Origin of the sequence: Methylobacillus sp. (genome assembly GCF_036844465.1) — a bacterium.
Lineage (GTDB): Bacteria > Pseudomonadota > Gammaproteobacteria > Burkholderiales > Methylophilaceae > Methylobacillus.
The window spans coordinates 120754-143633 of sequence record NZ_DAIUFW010000004.1; the positions used below are offsets into that span (position 1 = coordinate 120754).

The following is a 22880-nucleotide window of genomic DNA, read 5'->3' on the forward strand; positions in this document are numbered from 1 at the left end:
CTACAAAGGTGGGGGCCCTCAGCTCCCGCCTTTCAATGTGGCGGCAATCGCCCGCAGCTCCTCCTGTGAGTCGGCATAGTCTTCATATTCATGCGCAGCGCGCCGATACCAATACCGGCTATTCCATTCATCACCTTCAATCTTGTGCAGCACCGCATGTATCCAGTGCGCAACCGGGTCATTGGACGCCTGGGCAATCTCATGCGCGCCATCCCAATCTCCCTGCAATGCCAATTCAACCGCCCGCAGTAATCGCTGCTCCATTTCGCTATCCTTGCCCAATCATGTGAATGAATGCACATTTTGCAGAAAACTCAGCCCAATACCTGCAATATTCCCAGGCTATTTGCCATTGCAGCCACCAAGAGAAATGATGGCTGACATCTAGTTTTCTGCCTTTTATCAATAACCTACCCAGTTGACACCACAATTGCTAGAATGCCGAACCTTTTTATCATTCCGACATCCTCAATGCGCAACCCCAAGATTTCCAACGGCCTGATCTATTTCTACCTGCTCAGCTACTTACCCATTGCCTTACTTGCTTCCGACAGCATCAAGCTGCAACAAGCCTGGCAAAGCGGCGCGATTGGTTTTATCTTTGTATTGGCAAGTTGGCTTTGCTACAGCGCCTATTATCTCCTGCCCAGCGCCCTGTTGACCTGGCTGACCTACCGGCTGAGCAGCCAGCGCGCCTGGCCAACCTACATCACAGCAGTTGTCTCCAGCGGCCTCACTACCTTGTTACTGTATGCCAATGCCAAGCTCTATGCCCTGTATGGCACCTTCATCAATGGCTTCATCATCAACCTGGTCACCACACCTGGTGGCATAGAATCATTGGGAGGCAGCACAGAATCCAGCATAGGCTTTGCATTGATTGCGCTGGGCTTTCTTGCCTTGCAGGCTATCCTGTTATTCCTCGCCATCCGCTTCGTCGGTCGACGCAAGGAGCAATCCTCATGCAGCTTGAAATGGGGCTGGCTCGCGTTGCTGGTGCTAACCATAGGCATCCATCTGGGCTATGCCGCGCATGATGCCACTGGCAAAACAGCCACCACAGAAATAGCTGAGCAAATACCGTTCTTCCAGACCGTGACCGCCAAAAGCCTGTTCAAGAAACTGGGCATGCATATCGCCGAGCGCCCCAAGCTGCGCATTGATGGACGGCTGAATTACCCCTTGCAGCCATTATCTGTGCAAGAGCCTGCCAAACCCTACAACATTGTCTGGTTGATTGCTGAATCCTGGCGGGCCGACATGCTCAATCCCGATGTCATGCCACGCACCTGGAAATTTGCACAACAAGCCCAAAATTTCACCCGCAACTACAGCGGCGGCAACGGCACCCGCATGGGCGTCTTCAGCATGTTCACGGGCCTGCCCGGTAACTATTGGTTTCCCTTCCTGCGCGATCACCGCGGGGCCGCCATCATCGACGTGCTGCAAGAACAGGGTTACGACATCAGCCTGTATACCAGCGCCCTGTTTAGCTACCCCGAGTTCGACCGCACCATTTTCAGCCATGTGCCTGCTGACCGCATGCAGGCCCTGCAAAAAAATGGCCAACCCGGCTGGGTGAACGACAGGCAGAACGTCAGCGATCTGCTGCGTTTCATCGACACGCATGACCAAACCAAGCCATTCTTCGGCTTCCTGTTCTTCGAATCGCCGCACGCGCGCTATTACTTCCCGGAAGAAAGCGTCATCCGCCGCCCGTACAAGGACGACATCAATTACGCCACCCTGAGCCGTGAGGCCCTGAAGAACGACATGGGGCAGATCAAGAACCGCTACATCAATGCAGTGCACCATCTCGACAGCCAGTTTGGCCGCATTCTCGATTACCTGGAAAAACATCAGTTACTGGATAACACCATCGTCATCCTGGCAGGTGACCATGGCGAGGAGTTCATGGAGCGCGGCTATTGGGGCCACAACTCCACTTTTGTGGATGAACAGGTGCGTACTCCGCTGGTGTTGTGGATACCTGGTACAACGGCCAAGGTGCACGACAAGCTCACCAGCCACATGGACGTCATTCCCACCCTCATGCCTTATCTCGGCGTGCAGAACCCGGCCACCGACTATGCGATGGGCAGCGACCTGCTGCATGGTCCGGAGAGGGAGTATCTCTATATGTCGGACTGGAGCCGCATCGCCTACATGGATCATGACATCAAGCTCTCCATGAATATCAGCGGCTATGCCAAGAGCAAGATCAGCAGCGCCAATGACGAGCCGCTGAATCCTGCAGCCCAAGCGGAAGCGCAAAAACGCCAGGCTGGCATCATGCTGAAAATCATGCAGGATCTGACGCGCTTTCTGGACAAGAAATCCTAGGCTGGCCATATCACCTTATGCCAGAACATTGCGCCTGCGCATGCTCTGGTCATTGCCACATGCCTCTTGGTCAACAATTGTTAGCGGTAAATACGTGGGCCACGCTTTTCGGGACATATTGGAATAAGATAAGCAGGCCCATTCCCGGTCAGAACCAACTTAACCCACTCAGGAGATTTTCTCGATGAAAACGCTGATCAGTGCCTTACTGCTTTCCTGCCTCTTTATCGGCACCGCCCAGGCCACACCGCAGCAGGAAAAAATGAAAACCTGCAACGCAGAAGCCGCTACCAAGAACCTGAGCGGCGATGCCCGCAAGGACTTCATGAAAAGCTGCCTCTCTGCCACCGCCGCCACACCAGCCAATACCCAGCAGGAGCGCATGAAATCATGTAATGCTTCAGCAGGCGAGAAAAACCTCAAGGGCGATGAGCGCAAGGCATTCATGAAAAATTGCCTGTCCGGCACTCCCGAAGCCAGCGGCAATACCCAGCAACAGAAAATGAAAACCTGCAACGCGGAGGCTGGGCAGAAAAATCTGACTGGTGACGCCCGTAAGGATTTCATGAAGAGTTGCCTCTCCGGCAACTAAAGTCACAGCCTTTTGCACCCCCAGCCAGCCTGTTCCAGGCTGGCTTCTTGGGATTTTCCCTGACTGGATCGGCTCCAACGCGCTAAAATAGGGCCATCCATGATTATCACTATCACTTCCCGGGAGGAGCCCCATCATGCTGATCCAAAGCCATATCGTTGACCTTAACACCCCAACTGGCCCCATGCGCACTTATGTGCATCGTCCCACGGGCGAAGGCCGTTTCCCGGTCATCTTGTTCTACTCCGAAATTTTCCAGCAAACCGGTCCGATCGAACGCGCCGCGCGCTTCCTGGCGGGCCACGGCTACGCCGTTCTGGTACCGGAAGTTTTCCACGAGCTCAACCAGATCGGCACTGTGCTCGCTTATGATGACGCGGGCCGCGATAAGGGCAATGCCGACAAATCCGCCAAGGATGTGCAAGGCTACGACAGCGACAACCGCGCGATGATCGAATGGGTGCAACAACAACCCTGGTGCAATGGCAACATCGGCGCCGCAGGCTTCTGCATCGGCGGCCATCTCGCGTTCCGCGCCGCCTTGCAACCAGAGATCAAGGCTACCGCCTGCTTCTATGCTACCGACCTGCATACCCAAGTCATCCCCAACAAGCCTGGCCAGCACAGCATGGAGCGCCTCTCCGACATCAAGGGCGAACTGCTCATGATCTGGGGCAAACAGGACAACCACATCCCGACTGCAGGCCGCCAGCAGATCTACCAGCAACTAACCGACGCCAACCTCAGCTTCACCTGGCATGAATTCAACGGCCAACACGCCTTCATGCGCGACGAAGGCGAGCGCTACGACCCGCAACTGGCCGCCATCGGCTACCAATTGGCCTTGCAGTTGTTCAGCAACACACTATAAACCAGCACACGATAGAACCGCAGGCAACTGCGGGTTTTTTCACCCTGCCGCGACCAGCGCCTAACACTGGCGCAGACCCCTGTTACAAGATGCAGCACACAGCCAACCGCATCAATTTTTGAACCTCGCATCAAGAATGCCATCCAACTTGATGCACATAACCAGCAACACAATGAACGCAACGGCACCTACTCTGGCCCGCGAAGAGTAATCCACACCATCTCCGGGCCTGTTCATAAGTCACCCAGCCAGCACCGGGAATGCCATGCAGACAATCACCGCCGCAAGGGCAAGACACTTGCGCGGCTGTTTGAGAGAAAATAAGCATCGACTAAAGCAAATTCCCTTGGCCCGATGGCACTGAGCTGACGACTATTGGAGGTGCCTTGTGTTCCTGAAGAAAAATAAAGGAGCAACAGTGGCACTCCCTCAATATGACTTGAAGTCTCACAACCGCCTTGCGGTTGCCATTTTCGGCGAGGTGCTGGCCGATATCTTTCCCGACGGCGGCGTGCTGGGCGGCGCGCCGTTCAACGTCGCCCGTCATCTTCAGGCATTTGGCCTGCGCCCTGTCATGATCACGCGCATCGGCCAGGATGACCTCGGGCGCGAATTATTGGATACCATGCAGCGGCTAGAGATGGATACCAGCGGCGTGCAGGTCGACCCTAACCACCCGACTGGGCAGGTCAAGGTACATTTGGGCGAGCAAGGGCACAAATTCGAGATCCTGCCGTCCCAGGCCTACGACTACATCAATGCCGGCGTCACCCACATGGTGACCATGGCCACCAAGCCAGCGCTGGTGTATTTCGGCACGCTGGCGCAGCGCAATATGGAATCGCGCCTGGCAGTGGACAATTTTCTCAACTATGGCACCAGCCCGCGCTTTCTGGATATCAACCTGCGCGAGCCGTGGTTTGACAAGCACACCGTGCGCCGTTCGCTGCTGCGCGCGGATATCGTCAAGCTCAACAACGAAGAGCTTGCCACTCTGGTCACCATGCTGCGCCTGCCCGGTCACACGCCGCAGGAGCATGCCGCCGCCCTGATCAAGCGCTTCAACCTGGATATGCTGCTGGTGACCGAAGGCGAACAGGGTGCCTGGCTCATGGAGAACAACGGGCGTGTCAGTGCTGTGCAGGGTGCCAAGCCGCCCCAAGTGTTCGTCGACACCGTAGGGGCAGGGGACGCTTTCGCCGCAGCTTTCATTCTCGGCTTCCTCAAGGAATGGCCCATAGAACTAACCCTGTCCCGCGCCAACCAGTTCGCCGCCGCCCTGTGCAGAGTACGTGGTGCGGCACCCAGCGATACGACGTTTTATGCCCCTTTCAAGCGGGAATGGACACTGGCATGAGCAATCCCAGCGAACGGCCAATCTATATCCTGATGATCAGCCTGCACGGGCTGATCCGCTCCCACGACCTGGAACTGGGGCGCGATGCCGATACCGGCGGGCAGATCACCTATGCCGTGGAACTGGCGCGCGCGCTGGGCAAGCATTCGCTGGTGGAAAAAGTCGACCTGCTTACGCGCAAAATCGACGACGACAAACTGTCTGACGACTACAACCTGCCAGAAGAACCGCTCGGCCATCAGGCTCGCATCATCCGCCTGCCATGCGGCCCCAGGCGCTACCTGCGCAAGGAGTTGCTGTGGCCGCACCTTGACCAGATGGTGGACCAATGTTTACATTTCCTGCGCCAGCAAGGCGGCCGCCTGCCGGATTTGCTGCATACCCATTACGCAGACGCGGGCTATGTGGGCAAGCAGCTTTCGCTGCTGCTGGGCATCCCGCAAGTGCATACCGGGCACTCCCTCGGCCACCCAAAACGTGAGCGCTTGCTTGCGTCAGGACGCAAGGCCACGGCGATAGAGCGCCAATTCAATTTTGAACACCGCATCGCGGCTGAAGAAGCTGTGCTGGAGCACGCCTCACTGATCATCACCAGCACTCAGCAAGAGATCGATGAGCAATACAGCATGTACCACCACTTCGACCACCAGCGCTTCCGCGTCATCCCCCCAGGTACCGACACCACGCGCTTTTCCCCACCTGGGCGCAGGAAAATGTCCTCCGTCCTGCAGCAAAACATAGACCGCTTCTTTTCTGACCCCGACAAGCCGCTCATCCTCAGCATCTGCCGCCCTGAAATGCGCAAAAACCTCAAGGGCCTGGTGGCAGCATTCGGCAAAAACCCAGACCTGCAGCAGCAGGCCAACCTGCTGATCGTGGCAGGCATGCGCGAGGATATCCGCACCCTGGAGGAATCCCAGCAGCAGGTCATGCAGGAACTGCTGCTGGATATCGACCGTTATGATCTCTGGGGCAAGGTCGCCATCCCCAAGCATATCTCCCAGGACGATATTCCCGAGCTGTACCGCCTGGCGGCCCGCCGGCGCGGGGTATTCGTCAATGCGGCGCTGACCGAACCGTTCGGGCTGACCCTGATCGAAGCGGCCGCCAGCGGCCTGCCCTTCGTCGCGCCCGACGATGGCGGACCGCGCGATATTGTGCGCAACTGCCGCAGCGGCTTGTTGGCCAATACTCTGGAAAGCGATGTGATCGCCCAGGTGCTGCAAACAGTCCTCTCAGATCGCAAGCGCTGGCGCAACTGGGCCAAGAACGGGCTGAACGGCATCAACCGCCATTACAACTGGCCCGCCCACGTCAACGCCTACATGAAGCAGGTGCGCCAGGTGCTGCGGCGCGACCGCAAGCGCTGGCGGCGACAGTTGGTCATCAAGCTGGACACCGGCGAATCCTACATGCCCATGGTCGCTTCCGCCCTCATCAGCGATATCGACAATACCCTGATCGGCGACAAGCGCGCGTTGCGCCAACTGGTCGGCTGGCTCAAGGAACACAAGGGAAAACTGGCTTTCGGTATCGCCACCGGCCGCACCATCGATAGCGCAGTGGAAATCCTCAAGCAATGGCAAGTGCCTGCGCCGGAAGTCTGGATCACCTCGGTAGGCAGTGAAATTCATTATGGCATCCGCCGCATCCCCGATTCCGGCTGGGCCAACCATATCCGCCACAAATGGCGCCGGGACGCACTGGAACAGCTCATGCAATCCCTACCCGGCCTTACCTTGCAGTCCGCGGAAAACCAGCGGGAGTTCAAGCTCAGCTACATTGTCGATCCCGACCAGATGCCGCCGCTGGAAGATATCAACCGCTACCTGCGCGAGCAGCAGCTCTACGCCCAGCTGATTTACTCCCACAACGAATTCCTCGATCTACTGCCCATCCGTGCTTCCAAAGGACACGCCATCCGCTACCTAGCCTATAAATGGGGATTCCCGTTACGGAATTTTCTCGTGGCAGGGGATTCCGGCAACGACCACGAAATGCTGGTCGGCGACACGCTGGGCGTAGTGGTCGGCAACCACAGCCCGGAGCTGGAGCCGCTACGCGGCATGGAGCAAATCTACTTTGCACAGGCGCACTATGCCGCAGGCATCCTGGAAGGCATCGCGCACTACCGCTTCGACCAGATCAAGTCCGCCGCGCCGCAGGAATAGCGAGACAACACCGCATCATCAGCAAGGAAAGTGAACCGGCATGTATGAACAAGTTTCCCATTCGTTACTGAACGATATCCTGATCGATCTCGATCCCAAGATCGATTGCGAGAACCTCAAGCATTTCTATATCCGCCTGGGCGCCAATTTCTACGCCATCCACTCCCTGTTCCAGCAACTGTACGGCGAGCGCCACGATTTCAGGCAGCAATTGCAGCGGCTGGTGGAAGTCATGGCCAGGCACTACGTGCTCCGCCCTGAAGAATTTCGCCAAAGCGACCTCGAGCGCGAGAAAAATCATGGCTGGTTCCTCAGCCAGAAAATGGCGGGCTATACGCTGTACTGCCGGGAATATGCAGGGAACCTGCAGGGTATGCACGGGAAGCTGGAGTATTTACAGGATATGGGCATCAACCTGGTTCACATCATGCCTTTGCTCGACGGCCCCAAGGGCCGCAACGACGGCGGCTATGCCGTGCGCGACTTCCGCAAGATAGACGAAAAATACGGCACGCTGGCTGACCTGGATGCATTGAGCGCCGACATGCGCCGCCGCGACATGCTGCTGGTGCTGGACGTGGTCGTCAACCACACCTCGGACGAACACGAGTGGGCTCAGCAGGCCAAGCAAGGCAACAAGGAATACCAGGACTATTACTATACCTATCCCGACCGCCAGATTCCCGACCTGTTCGAACAGACCATGCCCGAGGTCTTCCCCGAAACAGCCCCCGGCAACTTTACCTGGAACGAGGAAATGGGGCGCTGGGTCATGACCGTCTTCAATACTTTCCAATGGGACCTTAATTACCGGAATCCCGCCGTGTTCACCGAGATGATAGACATCATCCTGTTCTGGGCCAACCACGGCGCGGACGTCGTGCGGCTCGACGCCGTGGCCTTTTTATGGAAAAAGATCGGCAGCTCATGCCAGAACGAGCGCGAAGCCCACTTGATCCTGCAGCTCATGAAGGACTGCTGCCAAGTCACCGCGCCCGGCACGCTATTCATTGCCGAAGCGATCGTGGCACCGCTGGAGATCATCAAGTATTTCGGCGAGGACGCGGTAAACGCGAAGGAATGCGACATTGCCTATAACGCCACTTTCATGGCCCTGCTTTGGGATGCCATCGCCACCAAGAAGACCGTGCTGCTCAACCACGGCCTGCGCAGCCTGCCCACCAAACTGAACGGCGCCACCTGGCTCAACTATATCCGCTGCCACGACGACATCGGGCTCGGGTTCGACGATAACGATATCCACGCCGCCGGCTATGACCCCAAGTCGCACCGCCGCTTCCTAGTGGATTACTACACCGGAAAATTCCCCGGCTCCCCGGCAACAGGCGTCGCCTTCGGCGTCAACCCAAAGACCGGCGACGCCCGCATCTCGGGCTCGCTTGCCTCGCTGGCCGGGCTGGAGTCCGCGCTGTTCCACCAGGACGCGCAAGCCATTGATACCAGCGTGAACACCATCATCCTGCTGCACGGCATGATCGCCTCTTTCGGCGGCATTCCCTTGCTGTATTACGGCGATGCCATCGGCACGCTCAACGACAATACCTACCTCTCCGATGAGCTCAAGCATCAAGACACCCGCTGGGTGCATCGCCCAACCCTGGATTGGAGCAAGGCTGAACGCCGCCACCAACCCGGCATGGTCGAATACCGCATCTTCCATGCCATCAAGCGCATTCTCGCCACCCGCAGCCAGATTTCGGCCTTCGCCGACCTCAATAACCGCGAAATCCTGGAAACCAGCAACCCGCACCTGTTCAGCTTCCTGCGCTTCACGCCGGAGCCGACCTCTTCACGCGTGCTTGCTATCGCCAATTTCGACACCGCGCCGCAGGCGCTTAATCTGAACGAGCTGGAGCCAATCAACCTAGCGGGGAGTCACGCACTGAAGGATCTCTATTCCGGGCAGCCTGTTCCCACCAGCGCGGGGCATATCGATATCCCACCATTGAGTTTTTACTGGCTGCAACTCTAACGAACTTGCTCCAGCCTCTATTTTTTCAACTGACAGGAAAGGGTACCTATGCAAACATTTCTCGCCTCATTCGGTATCTCCGAACCCATCATCCACCTCATTCAATCGGGGCTGCGCATCCTGCTCATCATCATCGCCGCCATTATCCTGATCCGGCTCAGCAACAACGCAATCCGCCTGCTCAAGAGCAGGTTGCGGCAACATGCGCAGCGAAACCTTGAAGAACTCAAACGCATCGAAACCCTGGGACGCGTCATCAGCTACATCGTCACCACCGTGATCGGCATCATTGCCGTGATCGAGGTGCTATCTGAGCTAGGTATCTCCATCGCTCCCATCCTCGCCGCAGCTGGCGTAGTCGGCCTTGCCGTCGGCTTCGGCGCTCAAAGCCTGGTCAAGGACTATTTCAACGGCCTGGTCATGCTGCTGGAAAACCAGATTCGCCAGGGAGATTCCGTGGAGGCGGCTGGCAAGAACGGTACGGTGGAAGAGGTCACACTGCGCCATATCCGCCTGCGCGATTACGAAGGCACCGTTCACTTCATCCCCAACGGTGTCATCACCACCGTGAGCAATATGAGCCGCGATTTCGTCTACGCCGTGATCGACATCAAGGTCGCCATCGCCAGCGACCTGAACCATATCCTGCAAACCATGCGCAGGATCGGCCAGGAGTTACGGGCAGACGATATCTATCAACACAAGATAGAAAATGAGCTGGAAATTGCCGGGGTAGACCAGATGGACCACGAAACCGCCGTGCTGCGGGCCAGGTTCCAAGTCAAGCCGCAGGAACAAGGCCGCGTGCGACGCGAATTTGTTTACCGCCTGAAACAGGCACTGGATACGCCGGTGCAAGAAGCCAGTTGACCGTTTGCCGGAGCACTGCAACTGCGTGCCTGGCTTCATGAAGCCAGGCACGCAGAGCGCGGCAATATCGGCAGCGGCAAGCCGCTGGTGTTTCACCGATCGGCGTTTGAGCCGTCCGGTAAACGGAAACTCAAGGATAAGAGCATTAAAAGCCGCTAAAAACTCAGCGAAACGCTCCTGGCCAGGTGCTTTGCCGCAGACAGTACAAGTCATGCGGCAAGGCAGAGCAACAATGCCAGGAGTATGTGTTGGCCGCTCTAAGCCAATTTCACCGGGCCGTGGTCATCGCAATGGCTACCGTGCGGATGGTGCAAATGTCCGTCCACCAGATAATCCACATGGTCGCCATGCGGCACCGCCTGATGACCGCATCCCGGACCATGGACGTGGTCTGGTGCATGTCCTGCGCAAGTGTGGGTCGGCGTGCAGGCGTCGGGATTGGTTGCGGAGACGGCAATCACGTGCTCATCCACATGGTCTCCGTGCGGATGGTGCAAATGCCCGTCATGCAGATAATCGACATGCCCTTCATGCAAAATGGCGGTATGGCCACAGTCCGGGCCATGCTGGTGCGCGTGGTCATTATGGTGGGGATGTTTGCAGGTGGACATATCAAACTCCTTCTGTATTAAAAAGCAACGCGTTAACGGCCGACGACTGCCTCGGCCGCATGATCAAGAATATTGCGCAGCAAGCGATGCACATGCTCATCTGCGAGCGCATAGAAAATATGCTTCGCATCCCGCCTCCTGGTCACAAGATCGGCAGCATGCAGCATTTGCAGCCGTGCCGAAATGCTGCTGACCTTGCCTTGCTCCAAGGCAACCAGTTCCGATACGCACATTTCACGTTGGACAAGCCAGAGCAGCAGCCGCAGGCGAGCGGGGTCGCTCAGCGCATGGCACATGGCGGCCGCCACGTCGAGCTGCTTTGCATCCACCGGCGTGCAATCCAATACCTCGCCATTGTGGCTGCATGAAGCGTCTGGATGTTCCATCATGTTCATCACTCCAATATTCCATTGAATTATGGAATGATTTATCACCCCGCGTCAAGCAATCGTTATCACGCAATTGCCGATATGATGATGAACGAATCGCGGCATGCATCTTATGAATTACCAGCGTTCGGTAGTAGAATCCCGTTTTTGTCATTTCCGCATACCATCATGGGCTTCGAACAACTCGCAGATCTGAAAAAACAACTGGCAGCCAAGGCCAAGACGGAGCGCCCCGCACAGCCGCAGGCAAAGCCCAAGTCCGCGCCGCGCAGACAGCAGGAAAACCCGGTTGATCCCGTGGTGCTGACCATCGGCAAGCTGCAAAGGCTTTTTCCCAAGGCATTCCCCAAGAACCCCGCGCCCAAGCTGCCGCTCAAGATCGGCATCCACAAGGAACTGCTGGGCAAAGCCGGCGAGATCGGCCTGGAGGAAGCGGCGATCACGGAAGCCGTGAAAACTTGGTGCCGCGGCACACGCTATTGGGCCAGTATCGTTGAAGGCGCGCCGCGCATCGACCTCGAAGGCAACACGGCAGGCGAGGTGAGCGCGCGCGACGCGGCGCAAGCCCGGTCGCTCGAAGCGCGCCGCCGCCAGCCGCGCAAACCCAAGGCTGAAGCAGGCGCTGGGACGGAAGCCCAACAAGCTGTCCAGGCGACAGACCCCACGCTACCCGCCGACGCGGCAGCGCCCGACGACCCTTCGGCCTGAACCGCAGCAGCGGCAGGATGGCCTCCCAGGGCATGACGATCTCCGTACCATGACTTATCCCGTCCCTGCCGCAATCGCCGTCGTCATCTGCGACCAGCAGGTACTGCTGGTCAAGCGCGCCAATCCTCCCGATGCCGGTTACTGGGGCTTTCCCGGCGGCAAGATCAACCGTGGCGAAAGCCTGCAGGCAGCCGCCGTGCGGGAACTGTTCGAGGAAACCGGCGTCCGGGGCGAGGCTTTGCAAATTATCACTGCGCTGGATGCGTTCTCCCAGGCGCCAGCCACTCCCGCCACGCCGCATTTCATCCTCATCGCCGTCTTGTGCCGCTGGATTTCAGGTTCCCCGGAGGCAGGCGACGACGCGCTCGAAGCACAATGGTTCACCTTGCCGAAACTGCATGCTCCGGACCTATTGCTGAGCCAGGACGTTGCCAGGGTCGCCGGCATGGGCTTTGCCTTGGCGGCTTCGGAGACTCTGGGCTAGGCCATGCGCATCGCAGGCATCCTGCTCGCCGCCGGTCACTCCCGCCGCTTCAGCCACGGCAACAAACTGCTGTACCCCCTGCAGGACGGCCTCCCCACCGCCCTGATTGCCGCCCGCAACCTCGTCGCAGCGCTGCCACATAGCCTGGCCGTAGTACGCCCGGAAACCCCGGAGCTGGCTGAACGCCTATCGGCCGCCGGGCTGGAATTACTGGCTTGCCAGCCCGAGCAACAGGAAATGGCAGATAGTCTGTCCGCTGCAATACGCCATCTGGTGTTCAGCCAAACGCCGCCCGATGCCATCGTCGTAGCCTTGGCCGACATGCCTTTTATCCTCCCGCACACCATTACCACTATCGCCGAACGGCTCTCGGCAAACGCCTCCATCGTCGCGCCAATCTACCAAGGTATGCGCGGCCACCCGGTTGGCTTCAACAAACGCTTCTATCCCGCCCTCGCCACCTTGACCGGCGACGAAGGCGCCCGCTCCGTGCTGCGCCGCCATGTCGAGGAAATGGAACTGCTGGAATGCGACGACCCCGGCATCCTGCAGGACATTGATACTTGGGAACAATTGCAACGCTATCTGCCGGATGAATAGGGAAAAGATTACAAACCTCCATCAATTATTCCCGATCTATCCCCTGCGAAAAACGACCAATAAAACTCAGCGAAGCACTCCTGGATAGATACTCCATACCGGTTTCAGCGTAAACCACGACGCGCTACCATGCACTTACCATGCAATACATGAGGATAGCACCATGAGTGAAGCCACTTTTACCTTCCGCGTCGATGAAGCCCTGAAAAACGAATTTGCTACGGCTGCGAAAGTCCATGACCGCACCGGCGCGTAGCCTCTGCGCGACTTCATGTACGAGTTTGTACAGCAACAACAGGCAACAGCCGAACATGACGCCTGGTTTCGCAGCCAAGTGCAGGCCGGTTTGGATTCGGCCAATGCTGGCCGTCTGGTACCGGCAGCCGATGTGGAAGCCAAAAATTCGCCGCCCGCCGCGCTGCCACGCGCCAGCAGCTTGAATCATCCGAATGATGGCACTGTACTGGACGCCGGAAGCCATTCAGGACCGCGAAGCGCGATCTATGATTACATCGAGGCCGATAATCTAATGGCCGCCTTGGCCCTTGATGAACTGTTTGAAGAAAAGGCCGGACAACTTGCCGATCATCCACACCTTGGCCGTCGTGGCCGCGTGACCGGCACGCTCGAACTGGTTGCGCATCAAAATTACATCTTGATCTATGACGTGGTTGGAAAATCAGTACGTGTGCTGCGAGTGTTGCATGCAGCCAGACAATGGCCTCCGCAGAGTACCGATAAGAGATAGGTCATGCGTATCTCAGACCGTCTACAGGGTGTGATAGTTGGAAATCAGGATGACCGACAACATGGTTTGAAAAGCAGAGTATTTTCACTGCCATTTCAAACCCTCATTGCCCTTGCTCCAATCCCAAGGGCGAGCGCAGCGATGCCAAGTGTGGGTTTGACTTTGAATTCCCCGTCTGGCTGCGCCGAGTAGCGCAAATCTGTCTGGATAAAGCGCTTGCGTCTGTTCGAGTGCAACGAGTTCAGCAAGCGCCCAGACAGATTGAGCAACGCAGGGTACCGGAAGCACAGCTCCCGGCGCTGACTCCGGGGTCGCCTTTGCTTTGGTTACTTTTATTTGGCGAAGCAAATGAAAGTGACTCGCTGGCAAGCGAAAGGCAACCGCTCAATGGCTTGCAATAAGGGTTAAGACCATCGCTGATCCAAGGATCTAAATCCAATTCAACTTCACGAGCGCTGGTAAGTCATTACGACTTACGATGCTGAACGTGACAATCCGGCATGACAAACGCTCAAGGTGCCTCGACTTCAACTCGCGCAAACGCCTCCCGCCGACAACGCATGCGCGATCGACTTGCTGGTACGCGCTGCATCCCGCTGCTGAGAGCGGATCTGGATGATTTCCGCCAGGATGGAAACTGCGATTTCCGCAGGCGTGCGGCTACCGATCTGCAAGCCCACCGGGCCGTGCAGTCGGCTGATTTCTTCTTCGTTCAGGTCGAACATGCGCAGGCGCTCGCGACGCTTTTCCTGATTGAGTCGGGAACCCAGCGCGCCAACGTAGAACGCCTCCGAGCGCAGCGCTTCCAGCAGGGCCATGTCGTCCAGCTTGGGATCGTGGGTAACGGCGACGATGGCGGTATAGCTGTCCGCAGCGGTTTCCAGCACGACGTCGTCTGGCATGCCGTCACACCATTGCACGCCTTCCACCTGCCACTGGGCGCGGATTTCCTCGCGCGGGTCGCAGAGCAGGACGTGGAATTCCAGCGCTTGGGCCATGCTGGCGAGCATGGCCCCGAGCTGGTTGGCGCCGATGATGAGCAGACGCCACTGCGGGCCGAAATAGTGGTGAAACCAGCCGTCTTCAAGACTGGCGACCGCACCTGGCATGGCCTCGCCGAGCACGGCCTCGCCGCTGCCCAACCGCACGGAGCGGCGCAGCAGCTTGCGCTGTTGCAGGCTTTCCAACACCGGCAGTAGTTGGGTGGCAGCCTGCACCTGTTCGACGAATATCTGCAATTGCCCACCGCAGGGGATGCCGTAGCGCTGGGCCTCGTCGCGGCTCACGCCGTATTCCAGCAGGCCATTGACTGCCGGCAGGCGGCCTTCGCGCGCCCGTTCGATCAGGTCGTCTTCTATACAGCCGCCGGACACGGAGCCAAGCAGTTGACCATCCTCGCGCACGGCGAGCATGGCGCCGGGCAAGCGCGGCGACGAGCCCCAGGTTTTCACCACATTGCATAGATGCACGCGGTGTCCGGCCTGCAGCCAGGCAATGGCATGCTCCAACACTTGCTGCTCAGGCGCATGCATGGCTTATGCTTTCTTTAATTGGCCGCGCACGGGCAGGGTGCGGATGCGCTGGCCGGTTGCGGCGAAAATGGCATTGCAGATGGCCGGGGCGATGGTAGGCGTAACTGGCTCTCCCATGCCACCCAGCGGCACATCCAGCGTGTGCTCGACCATGTGGACGCGGATGTCGCGTGGCGCTTCTTCTATGCGCATGACCTGGTATTCATGGAAGTTGCTCTGCTGCGCTACGCCGTTCTTGAAGCTGATCTCGCCCGTCAAGGCGAGGCTGGCGCCCATGATGCATGCGCCTTCGGCCTGTGAGCGGATACGGTCGGGATTGATCTGCGGGCCGCAGTCCACCGCGATGTCCACGCGCGGGATGCTGATCTCGCCATTGTCGTCGACCGCCACTTCCACCACCGTGGCGATATAGGTGACGAAATTATAGCAATACGCCAGACCCAGACCATGTCCCTTGGGTAGTTTGCGCCCCCATCCTGCCTTTTGCGTAGCCAGCTCGACCACGTGTCGCATGCGGCCCACATCGAGCGGGTAGCGTTCCGGCGATTCGCCATAGTTCCAGCTGTCATCAATACTGTCCGGGTTGACCTTACGTGCCGGACCTAACAAATCAAGCAGGTAGTCGCGATGATCGCGTTTGGCATTGTGGGCCAACTCGGCCACAAACGATTGTACCGCGAAGGCATGGGGAATGTTGGCGACGGAACGAAACCAGCCGATACGGGTGTGCGCCGCAACTTCCGGACTTTCAACACGCATGTTGGGAATGTTGAACGGCAGGTTCACCGCGCCCATGCCGAGCTCGAACGGTGCGCCACCTTTGGCATTGGCGACGAAAGTAGAAGCGATGGTAGGTGCTGTGGTGCGGTGCAGCCAGGCGTTAGGCATACCCTTGGCATCCAGCGCCGCTTCGATACGCTCCAGGGAAACGGTATGGAAATAGTCGTGGTGCAGGTCGTCCTCGCGCGTCCAGGTAACCTTGACCGGCTTGCCGTTCAAGGACTGGGAGAGCAGGGCAGCTTCCACGACGAAATCCGGCTTGGACTTGCGGCCGAAACCGCCGCCGAGCAGGGTGACGTTGATTTTGACATTGGCAGGCTTGAACCCAAGATGGGTGGCCACGGCATCCAGCGTGGCTTGCGGATCCTGCACGCAGGCCCAGGCCTCGCACTTGCCGTTGACGATCTGCGCCGTGGCAGCGGGCGGCTCCATGGTGGCGTGGGCGATGTGCGGCTGGTAATACTCGGCGGAGAATTTCTGCTTGGCTTTCGCCAGTACGCCTGCCGCATCACCGGTATTACGCACGGCTTTTGCCGGTTTGCGCGCGGCATTTTCCAGGGTCTTGCGGTAGGCTTGCGAATCATAAGCAGCGTTCTCGCCCAGGTCCCAGGTAATCTTGAGCGCTTCGCGACCCTTGATCGCCGCCCAGGTGTTGCTGGCAAGGACTGCAACCCCGCCCAGCGGATGGAAAACTGGCGGCAGGCTGCTGCTCTTCAGCTCCAGCACCTTGACCACCCCCGGCACCTTGAGAGCGGCGCTAGCATCGAAGGTTTTCACCTTGCCGCCGAACACGGGCGGCCTAGCGATCACAGCATACAGCATGCCTTTTAATTGAGTGTCGATACCGTAATGGGTGTTGCCCGTGACGATCTTCCGTCCGTCCACATTGCGGGTACTCTGCTTGCCGATGTAACGGAATTCAGCAGGCGTCTTGAGCCTGAGTTTATCGCGTGCAGGGACGGGCATCCTGGCTGCAGCGGCAGCCAGCTCGCCGTAGCCCAGCGTCTTGCCACTGGGCTTGTGTATCACCTGGTGCTGCCTCGCCTGCACTTCACCGACCGGCACACCCCATTGGGCAGCCGCTGCCGCTTCCAGCATCATGCGGGCCGTGGCGCCGATGCGACGCATGGGATCGAAGTGGTGGCGCATGCTGCGCGAACCGTCGGTATTCTGGTTGCCGTACCTGGCTTCGTTGCCTTCCGCCTGCACCACGTTCACGCGCGCCCAGTCGGCCTCCATTTCATCCGCGATCACCAGCGGCAGGCTGGTGCGCACGCCCTGGCCCATTTCAGAGCGGTGCGCGACAATGTTGACGATGCCATCGGTACCGATGGAGACGAACACCAGCACGTCTTCCTTGAGGCCGCCCGGCATGGCGTCACCGCCGTATTTCTTGGGCTCTTCCACGGCGGCAGCCCGCACCAGCCCGTTGACGCCGATGGTCAGCGCCAGGCCGGTCACCAAGCCCATGCCCTTGAGCAGATTGCGGCGGGCGAGATCAGGCAAATCCTTCACGATGTCATTCATTTTGCGACTCCCTTGGCGGCCAGTTTGATCGCAGCACGAATGCGGGGATAGGTGCCGCAACGGCAGATATTGCCGCTCATGGCTTCGTCGATTTCATCGTCTGTCGGGTTGGGAGTGGCGCGCAGCAGCGCGGTGGCTGACATCACTTGCCCAGCCTGGCAATAGCCGCACTGGGCCACGCCCAGCTCCAGCCAGGCCTTCTGCACGGACTGTCCGACCTTGTCCTCGCCGACCGCCTCGATGGTAGTGATCTTCTTGCCCACCGCTGCGGAGACGGGGGTGACGCAAGCCCGTACCGGCTCGTTGTCCAGGTGCACCGTGCAAGCGCCACACAATGCCATGCCACAGCCGAATTTGGTGCCAGTCAATTGCGCCACGTCGCGGATCGCCCAGAGCAAGGGCATGTCATTTGGCACATCGAGCTGTCGGGTTTTGCCGTTGATTTCCAGCGTTACCATCCTGCTTCCTTTCTTTCCCAGAATACTGGTGATGCGTTATATATTTTAATATATATCGTTTATTTTCAATAAGATACAAATAGTATGCGGGAATCACCCTACTCTATAAATGGAAATATAATCATTTTAGAATTTCATTTTATGGAATAATAAGTGATCGTCATTTACCTGGAATCGTCATGCTCAACCGATTGGAAATGATGCGCATCTTCTGCGCCACTGCCGAAGCTGCCAGCTTCAAGGAGGCCGCCGCTCGGCTCAGCATCTCGCCGCAGGCCGTCACGCGCGCGGTGAAAGAGCTGGAGCAGCTGCTAGGCGAGCCGTTGTTCTACCGCAATACGCGGCAGATCCGCATTACGGAATTCGGGGAGCAGTTGGCCTTGCGCGCGCGCGAGGCGATTATCAGCGTGGATGAGCTGTTTCTCACCGCAGGCAAGCAGCATGAGCACGATATTGGCGGCGTGGTGCGCATCACCGCGCCCGTGGTGATTGGACGGCATTTCCTGCTGCCTATCCTCAGCCGGATTTCCCGGGAATATCCGCAAATTACGATAGACCTGCGCCTGTCGGATACGCATAGCGATGTAGTGGAGCAACAAATTGATATCGGCGTGCGGGTGGGTTTTCTGCGTGACAGCAGCTTCGTGGCGCGATCCCTGGCCAAGGTGTCATTCTGGGTAGTAGGCACGCCGGAGCTGATTGCGCGGGTTGGGAAACCTCACAGCCTGCAGGATCTGCATGAGATGCCTACCATCGCGCTGGTGGACAAAAGCAGCGGTAAAAATTGGCCCTGGTTTTTTGCCGACGGACAGCAATTGGCGCCAAGGAACCCCAGCTTCATTACAGACGACTCTGCCGTGGAGATGCAGCTTGCATTGGACGGCTTGGGATTCGCCCATCTGGGCTCTACCTTCATCACTCCTTATCTGCGAAGCGGAAAGCTGGTTACCGTCCTGGATGAGTTTGTTGCACCTTCATGGAATGTATATGTCTATCGTCCGCGGCGCGGCCCGGTGCCTGAGCGCATCCGTATCGTTTATGATGAGATTGCCCGGACGCTTACCGACCCGGATTTGATGCTGATATAACGCCGGAGCAGCATCAATACAGATCACGCATACTGAGTCTGCGCAATTTCGGCGCCCATTTGGCAACCACGCCCACCACAGTGATCGTCATCACTCCGCCGAAAATCACCGAGGGCACCAGGCCAAGCAGGCGCGCCATCACCCCGGATTCAAAGGCGCCGAGCTCATTGGACGAGCCGATGAAGATGCCGTTGATGGCAGACACGCGGCCGCGCAATTCGTCCGGCGTAACCAATTGCATGATGGTGCTGCGCACCACCACGGATACGCCGTCACAGATGCCGGAAATCATTAACAGGAAAGCCGCCAGCCAGAAATTGCCACTCAAGGCAAAGGCGATGATGCTGAAGCCAAACCCGGCGACGGCGATCAGCAATATGCGGCCAGCGTGCCGGTTGACTGGGTGGCGGGTCAGCCATAGCCCTGTCGCAATCGCCCCCACCGCAGGGGCGGCCCGCAATATGCCCAGCCCTTCCGGGCCGTAATTGAATACGTCATGGATAAACATCGGCAGCATGGCGACCGCGCCGCCGAACAGCACGGCGAACATATCCAGCGCCTGCGCGCCCAGCATGATCTGGTTGTTGAAGACAAATCTCAGTCCCTGTCCAATGCTGGCAAAGACAGGGGTGCTATCCGTGGCAGGAGGCTGCTTGACCTTGAGCGCCAGCATGGCGATAGCGGCTGCCAGCGCAAACAGGGCCGATACCGCATAGGCGGCGCTGATTCCGGCCAAGGCGATCACACCGCCGCCAATCGCGGGCCCCAGCACCAGGCCGGTCTGCAACACCACGCTGCCTATGCTGGCGGCACGTGCAAATTGCTGCCGCGGCAACACCAGGGCGAAGAGGGCGCTATAAGAAGGGCCGATGAAGGCGCGTGCAAACCCCACACAGGCAATCGAGGCATAAATAAACAACGAGGATTCATTGGCACGCAGCAGCCATCCCGCGGCAATCGCCGCCAGCACCAGCGCATTGATGACCAGCACCACGCTCGCCATCACGCCGAACATGCGCCGCGAATAATGATCCACCGCATATCCGGCAAACAGGGCGGTGCAAAAATAAGGAATTACTTCCGCCAGGCCAATCAGCCCTAACGACAAGGGATCACGCGTGATCTGGAAGATATGCCAGCCCACAACCACAGCCATGATCTGATAGGAAAACGTGATGCTGACGCGGAAGGCCAGCAGTTTCAGGAATGCAGGATTGTGCAGGGGGTAAGACGGAACATCAGGAGTCATGCGGTATTGTAAACAATGCGTCCATGGGATTACACCATGTCACTACCAAGGTTAACCCACAGAGATGTGGTCAACGCTCAATTGCGCAACATAAGCCAGCGCCGCAACAGGATGATCACAGGCATCGCAGCCAGGCCGCCTGCGGCATCCGCCAGCAGATCGTCAAGGCCAGCCTGGCGCCCGATAATAAACATCTGGTGCAGTTCATCCGCCGCGCCCAGCACCACCACCACGATCCAGACTCCCCACAATGGCAAGCGAGGAAACGCCAACCCGGTCAGCACGCCTATCGTACCGAACGCAAGAAAATGTACGGCTTTATCCCAAGGCGGCGGAAACAGGGAACCGGCTCCCGGTGCCTCTCCCCCGATAAAGATACCTGCAACCAGCAGGATGAGCATGCCCAGGGACAGGTATTTCAGGCGTTCAGGTGTGATCAAGATAAATGAATATTCAGATTAGCCAGCATGGCAAGGGAGCCATGCTAGCACGCATCGCCAACAGCATCCACCCGTCGGTCGTGAACAAAACGGTACAGACGACATCATTTATCGAGGCTGGACGCCCCTACCACCAGATTGCGCCCAGCCTGTTTGGCGCGGTACAGCGCCCTGTCCGCGCGGGGCAACAGCACCTCGGCGCTTTCATCCTGCTCACGCTGCGCAACACCAGCGCTGAAGGTGATCAGAACCCGTTCGTTATTGAGCATAAAAAAGTTGCGGGTGAGATCGCGCTGGGCACGCTTTACGATATCCACACCTTCACTCTCTGCCGTGCCTGGCAGGATAATAATAAACTCTTCCCCGCCGTAGCGCGCCAACACATCCGTACTACGCAGCGACTCCTTGATGACCTTGGCCAGATGCACCAGCGCCTTGTCGCCCGTGGCATGCCCCAACTGGTCGTTCAGGCGCTTGAAATGGTCGATATCCATCATGGCCACGCTCAATGAAGTGCCATGGCGGTTGGCACGGTCGAATTCACGCTCCAGCGCCTGCTCCATGCCACGCCGGTTCAGGGTGCCTGTTAGGAAATCCTCATGCGCGACTTCATTGACGTGCTCCAGCCTGGCGGTCAGTTCCTGCACCAACCGCTCGGACTCGACCACCCGCTGCTGGGTTTCCACGAGCACCTCGCGAGACTGGCGGATATTGAAACTGATGCTGCGCGTGTCTTCCAGCATGCCATCGATTAGCGTATTAAGCTCGACGATGTCTTCAGTCTCCGTGATCTTCTGCTTGTAGCCATCGATCTTTTCCTGGTATTCGCTGGTGCTATCGGCGAGATCGGCCAGCCGCGCTACAAAGACTTCCGCCATTTTCTTCACGGAATCCCGCGCATCCAGCAAGCGGGGCTTGAGCTGCCCTTGCTTGAAAATCAGCTCCTTCAGGCTACTTTCCGCGTCATACAGCATATCCAGCGACAAAGGCCTTTGCAGCATTTCCTGCACAATCGTCGCCTGGCCATGCAGCCATTTATCCTCCATGATCAGTTCGTTCATGCTGGTCATCAGCAGCCGCAGCAATTGCAGCAGGCCCTCCTGTGTACGCTGCTGGGTATCGCCATGCATTTCCAGCGTGAAGAGGACGGATTTCAGGTTTTCCGCCTGTTTCAGCACATCGTTTTCCGCATAAGCCAGGCGGATATCCTCCAGCAAGGCCTCTGCTTTCTTTTCCATTTCCGGCCAGGCTGCCAGTTGCGGAATCACGATCAGGTTGACCATGCGCATCAGCATATTGCGCCAGTGGTCGGCAATACGCGCATAGTAGGCGCGTGCAGGTTCGCGCCCCGTGTCAGGCTGTCCGGTGGGTGACATCATGGCAGCCTCTTCCTCAGCCTCGTCTCCAACTGCCAGGACATCCGTACCCGCTGTTCCCCATGAATCCGCCAAGGCATGAATTTTCTGCGGCAAGGCGGGGTCATGCTCGAAATTGCCAAGCAGGCGTTGCAGCCCTTCACGTTTGCGGCTCAAGGTCACGCCCTTATGGCTAGCTTCCATTTGCTTGAGCAAATGGCGCAACGCTGTCGGCCAGCTGATTTCGCCCGCGCCTGTGGCTTGTGGCAGCAATCCACCCAATTGTTCCTTGAACCGCGTCCAGTTTCCTGCCTCTATCGATTGCTTGATGGCCTGGGCGGATGCAATGTACTTGGGGTTCTGCAGGCCGGCGACCAGCAAGGTTTCATCTAGCGCATTGGCAAGCTCGGCCGAGCGGTCTACCGACGCCACCCCGGCAATTTCATCATAGACGGTGCGAAAGTTGTCAGGTGTGGGGGGAATCTTGCGCGAGGCAAGCTGCATCAGGGCCTGACGCGCAATTTCAATGGCAGAAGCGGATTCTTGCATCATAGCGACATCTTCAGAGGAATAAGGAAAAGGAGCTCTTGAACTGCCTTATGCAGTCCAAGGTAGTAGCATATCGCTAATCAAGAAGATGCAGTATATGGCTAGTCAACTTTCCACCCCATCATGCCAAGAGAGGGGCAGACGCCGCCGTAGAAACTATCTGGA

21 protein-coding genes are annotated in these 22880 nt (G+C 58.1%); 12 read left to right on the forward strand and 9 right to left on the reverse strand.

The genetic code is table 11. From position 1 onward, the window contains the following. Positions 1 to 18: 18 nt before the first annotated feature. A complete protein-coding gene (locus V7Z75_RS07020; RefSeq protein ID WP_334107919.1) occupies positions 19 to 264 on the reverse strand; it encodes a hypothetical protein in 246 nt (81 codons plus the stop codon). A 207-nt stretch (positions 265 to 471) separates the two neighbouring features. On the opposite strand from V7Z75_RS07020, the gene V7Z75_RS07025 reads away from it, so the two are divergent. The 7 genes from V7Z75_RS07025 (at position 472) to V7Z75_RS07060 (ending at position 10197) form a co-directional block, all read left to right on the forward strand. After that, positions 472 to 2343: a sulfatase-like hydrolase/transferase gene (locus tag V7Z75_RS07025; RefSeq protein ID WP_334107920.1), complete on the forward strand. Its 1872-nt coding sequence runs from the start codon at positions 472 to 474 to the stop codon at positions 2341 to 2343. A gap of 184 nt (positions 2344 to 2527) precedes the next feature. Continuing rightward, positions 2528 to 2935, forward strand: a complete 408-nt coding sequence (locus V7Z75_RS07030) for a PsiF family protein (RefSeq protein ID WP_442919893.1) — start codon at positions 2528 to 2530, stop codon at positions 2933 to 2935. 136 nt (positions 2936 to 3071) lie between these two features. Further along, on the forward strand, positions 3072 to 3806 hold the full coding sequence (locus V7Z75_RS07040) for a dienelactone hydrolase family protein (RefSeq protein WP_334107921.1): 735 nt from the start codon (positions 3072 to 3074) through the stop codon (positions 3804 to 3806). Positions 3807 to 4224: 418 nt separating this feature from the next. Next, on the forward strand, positions 4225 to 5163 hold the full coding sequence (locus tag V7Z75_RS07045) for a carbohydrate kinase family protein (protein WP_334107922.1): 939 nt from the start codon (positions 4225 to 4227) through the stop codon (positions 5161 to 5163). Then, positions 5160 to 7334, forward strand: a complete 2175-nt coding sequence (locus tag V7Z75_RS07050) for an HAD-IIB family hydrolase (RefSeq protein WP_334107923.1) — start codon at positions 5160 to 5162, stop codon at positions 7332 to 7334. Before V7Z75_RS07045 ends, V7Z75_RS07050 begins: the two co-directional genes overlap by 4 nt. Positions 7335 to 7374: 40 nt before the next feature. Next, complete coding sequence (locus V7Z75_RS07055) at positions 7375 to 9327, forward strand: alpha-amylase family glycosyl hydrolase (RefSeq protein ID WP_334107924.1); 1953 nt, start codon at positions 7375 to 7377, stop codon at positions 9325 to 9327. A gap of 48 nt (positions 9328 to 9375) precedes the next feature. Continuing rightward, positions 9376 to 10197: a mechanosensitive ion channel family protein gene (locus tag V7Z75_RS07060; protein ID WP_334107925.1), complete on the forward strand. Its 822-nt coding sequence runs from the start codon at positions 9376 to 9378 to the stop codon at positions 10195 to 10197. Between the two features lie 257 nt (positions 10198 to 10454). Here the strand turns inward: V7Z75_RS07060 and V7Z75_RS07065 are convergent, their stop codons facing one another. Together V7Z75_RS07065 and V7Z75_RS07070 are read right to left on the reverse strand one after the other, a co-directional pair. Then, positions 10455 to 10808 carry a hypothetical protein gene (locus V7Z75_RS07065; RefSeq protein ID WP_334107926.1) on the reverse strand — a complete coding sequence of 118 codons (354 nt, stop codon included), beginning with the start codon at positions 10806 to 10808 and terminating at the stop codon, positions 10455 to 10457. Between the two features lie 32 nt (positions 10809 to 10840). Beyond that, the gene (locus tag V7Z75_RS07070; protein WP_334107927.1) at positions 10841 to 11197 is read right to left on the reverse strand and encodes an ArsR/SmtB family transcription factor; all 357 of its coding nucleotides are present in this window, start codon (positions 11195 to 11197) and stop codon (positions 10841 to 10843) included. A gap of 168 nt (positions 11198 to 11365) precedes the next feature. On the opposite strand from V7Z75_RS07070, the gene V7Z75_RS07075 reads away from it, so the two are divergent. From V7Z75_RS07075 to V7Z75_RS07090, 4 genes are all read left to right on the forward strand, one after another. Next, positions 11366 to 11905 (forward strand): ProQ/FinO family protein, encoded by a 540-nt coding sequence (locus V7Z75_RS07075; RefSeq protein ID WP_334107928.1) that lies wholly within the window; start codon positions 11366 to 11368, stop codon positions 11903 to 11905. A 49-nt stretch (positions 11906 to 11954) separates the two neighbouring features. After that, positions 11955 to 12389: an NUDIX hydrolase gene (locus V7Z75_RS07080; RefSeq protein ID WP_334107929.1), complete on the forward strand. Its 435-nt coding sequence runs from the start codon at positions 11955 to 11957 to the stop codon at positions 12387 to 12389. A gap of 3 nt (positions 12390 to 12392) precedes the next feature. Further along, positions 12393 to 12989 carry a nucleotidyltransferase family protein gene (locus V7Z75_RS07085; protein ID WP_334107930.1) on the forward strand — a complete coding sequence of 199 codons (597 nt, stop codon included), beginning with the start codon at positions 12393 to 12395 and terminating at the stop codon, positions 12987 to 12989. A gap of 271 nt (positions 12990 to 13260) precedes the next feature. Continuing rightward, complete coding sequence (locus tag V7Z75_RS07090) at positions 13261 to 13737, forward strand: type II toxin-antitoxin system RelE/ParE family toxin (RefSeq protein WP_334107931.1); 477 nt, start codon at positions 13261 to 13263, stop codon at positions 13735 to 13737. Between the two features lie 527 nt (positions 13738 to 14264). On the opposite strand, the gene V7Z75_RS07095 is transcribed toward V7Z75_RS07090, so the two are convergent. Genes V7Z75_RS07095 through V7Z75_RS07105 form a run of 3 tightly spaced genes read right to left on the reverse strand, consistent with a single transcriptional unit; the run spans position 14265 to position 18034 of the window. After that, positions 14265 to 15269, reverse strand: coding sequence for an XdhC family protein (locus V7Z75_RS07095; RefSeq protein ID WP_334107932.1), 1005 nt, complete (start codon positions 15267 to 15269; stop codon positions 14265 to 14267). Positions 15270 to 15272: 3 nt separating this feature from the next. Continuing rightward, entirely contained in the window at positions 15273 to 17576 is a 2304-nt protein-coding gene (locus tag V7Z75_RS07100) for a xanthine dehydrogenase family protein molybdopterin-binding subunit (RefSeq protein ID WP_334107933.1), read from the reverse strand. Next, positions 17573 to 18034 (reverse strand): (2Fe-2S)-binding protein, encoded by a 462-nt coding sequence (locus V7Z75_RS07105; RefSeq protein WP_334107934.1) that lies wholly within the window; start codon positions 18032 to 18034, stop codon positions 17573 to 17575. The genes V7Z75_RS07100 and V7Z75_RS07105 overlap by 4 nt, the downstream gene beginning before the upstream one ends. A gap of 179 nt (positions 18035 to 18213) precedes the next feature. Between V7Z75_RS07105 and V7Z75_RS07110 the strand changes: the two genes are divergently transcribed. Further along, positions 18214 to 19122, forward strand: coding sequence for a LysR family transcriptional regulator (locus V7Z75_RS07110; RefSeq protein WP_334107935.1), 909 nt, complete (start codon positions 18214 to 18216; stop codon positions 19120 to 19122). Positions 19123 to 19135: 13 nt separating this feature from the next. Here the strand turns inward: V7Z75_RS07110 and V7Z75_RS07115 are convergent, their stop codons facing one another. From V7Z75_RS07115 to V7Z75_RS07125, 3 genes are all read right to left on the reverse strand, one after another. Then, on the reverse strand, positions 19136 to 20371 hold the full coding sequence (locus V7Z75_RS07115; protein WP_334107936.1) for an MFS transporter: 1236 nt from the start codon (positions 20369 to 20371) through the stop codon (positions 19136 to 19138). Positions 20372 to 20448: 77 nt separating this feature from the next. Continuing rightward, positions 20449 to 20811, reverse strand: coding sequence for a VanZ family protein (locus tag V7Z75_RS07120; protein ID WP_334107937.1), 363 nt, complete (start codon positions 20809 to 20811; stop codon positions 20449 to 20451). Positions 20812 to 20915: 104 nt separating this feature from the next. Next, positions 20916 to 22718, reverse strand: a complete 1803-nt coding sequence (locus tag V7Z75_RS07125) for a GGDEF domain-containing protein (RefSeq protein WP_334107938.1) — start codon at positions 22716 to 22718, stop codon at positions 20916 to 20918. Positions 22719 to 22880 lie beyond the last annotated feature (162 nt).

What these genes read in the sequence shown, in the direction of transcription:
- V7Z75_RS07020 (WP_334107919.1), bottom strand. Translation starts at nt 264, where the DNA reads ATGGAGCAGCGATTACTGCGGGCGGTTGAATTGGCATTGCAGGGAGAT.
- V7Z75_RS07025 (WP_334107920.1), top strand. Translation starts at nt 472, where the DNA reads ATGCGCAACCCCAAGATTTCCAACGGCCTGATCTATTTCTACCTGCTC.
- V7Z75_RS07030 (WP_442919893.1), top strand. Translation starts at nt 2,528, where the DNA reads ATGAAAACGCTGATCAGTGCCTTACTGCTTTCCTGCCTCTTTATCGGC.
- V7Z75_RS07040 (WP_334107921.1), top strand. Translation starts at nt 3,072, where the DNA reads ATGCTGATCCAAAGCCATATCGTTGACCTTAACACCCCAACTGGCCCC.
- V7Z75_RS07050 (WP_334107923.1), top strand. Translation starts at nt 5,160, where the DNA reads ATGAGCAATCCCAGCGAACGGCCAATCTATATCCTGATGATCAGCCTG.
- V7Z75_RS07055 (WP_334107924.1), top strand. Translation starts at nt 7,375, where the DNA reads ATGTATGAACAAGTTTCCCATTCGTTACTGAACGATATCCTGATCGAT.
- V7Z75_RS07060 (WP_334107925.1), top strand. Translation starts at nt 9,376, where the DNA reads ATGCAAACATTTCTCGCCTCATTCGGTATCTCCGAACCCATCATCCAC.
- V7Z75_RS07065 (WP_334107926.1), bottom strand. Translation starts at nt 10,808, where the DNA reads ATGTCCACCTGCAAACATCCCCACCATAATGACCACGCGCACCAGCAT.
- V7Z75_RS07070 (WP_334107927.1), bottom strand. Translation starts at nt 11,197, where the DNA reads ATGATGGAACATCCAGACGCTTCATGCAGCCACAATGGCGAGGTATTG.
- V7Z75_RS07075 (WP_334107928.1), top strand. Translation starts at nt 11,366, where the DNA reads ATGGGCTTCGAACAACTCGCAGATCTGAAAAAACAACTGGCAGCCAAG.
- V7Z75_RS07080 (WP_334107929.1), top strand. Translation starts at nt 11,955, where the DNA reads ATGACTTATCCCGTCCCTGCCGCAATCGCCGTCGTCATCTGCGACCAG.
- V7Z75_RS07085 (WP_334107930.1), top strand. Translation starts at nt 12,393, where the DNA reads ATGCGCATCGCAGGCATCCTGCTCGCCGCCGGTCACTCCCGCCGCTTC.
- V7Z75_RS07090 (WP_334107931.1), top strand. Translation starts at nt 13,261, where the DNA reads ATGTACGAGTTTGTACAGCAACAACAGGCAACAGCCGAACATGACGCC.
- V7Z75_RS07095 (WP_334107932.1), bottom strand. Translation starts at nt 15,269, where the DNA reads ATGCATGCGCCTGAGCAGCAAGTGTTGGAGCATGCCATTGCCTGGCTG.
- V7Z75_RS07100 (WP_334107933.1), bottom strand. Translation starts at nt 17,576, where the DNA reads ATGAATGACATCGTGAAGGATTTGCCTGATCTCGCCCGCCGCAATCTG.
- V7Z75_RS07105 (WP_334107934.1), bottom strand. Translation starts at nt 18,034, where the DNA reads ATGGTAACGCTGGAAATCAACGGCAAAACCCGACAGCTCGATGTGCCA.
- V7Z75_RS07110 (WP_334107935.1), top strand. Translation starts at nt 18,214, where the DNA reads ATGCTCAACCGATTGGAAATGATGCGCATCTTCTGCGCCACTGCCGAA.
- V7Z75_RS07115 (WP_334107936.1), bottom strand. Translation starts at nt 20,371, where the DNA reads ATGACTCCTGATGTTCCGTCTTACCCCCTGCACAATCCTGCATTCCTG.
- V7Z75_RS07125 (WP_334107938.1), bottom strand. Translation starts at nt 22,718, where the DNA reads ATGATGCAAGAATCCGCTTCTGCCATTGAAATTGCGCGTCAGGCCCTG.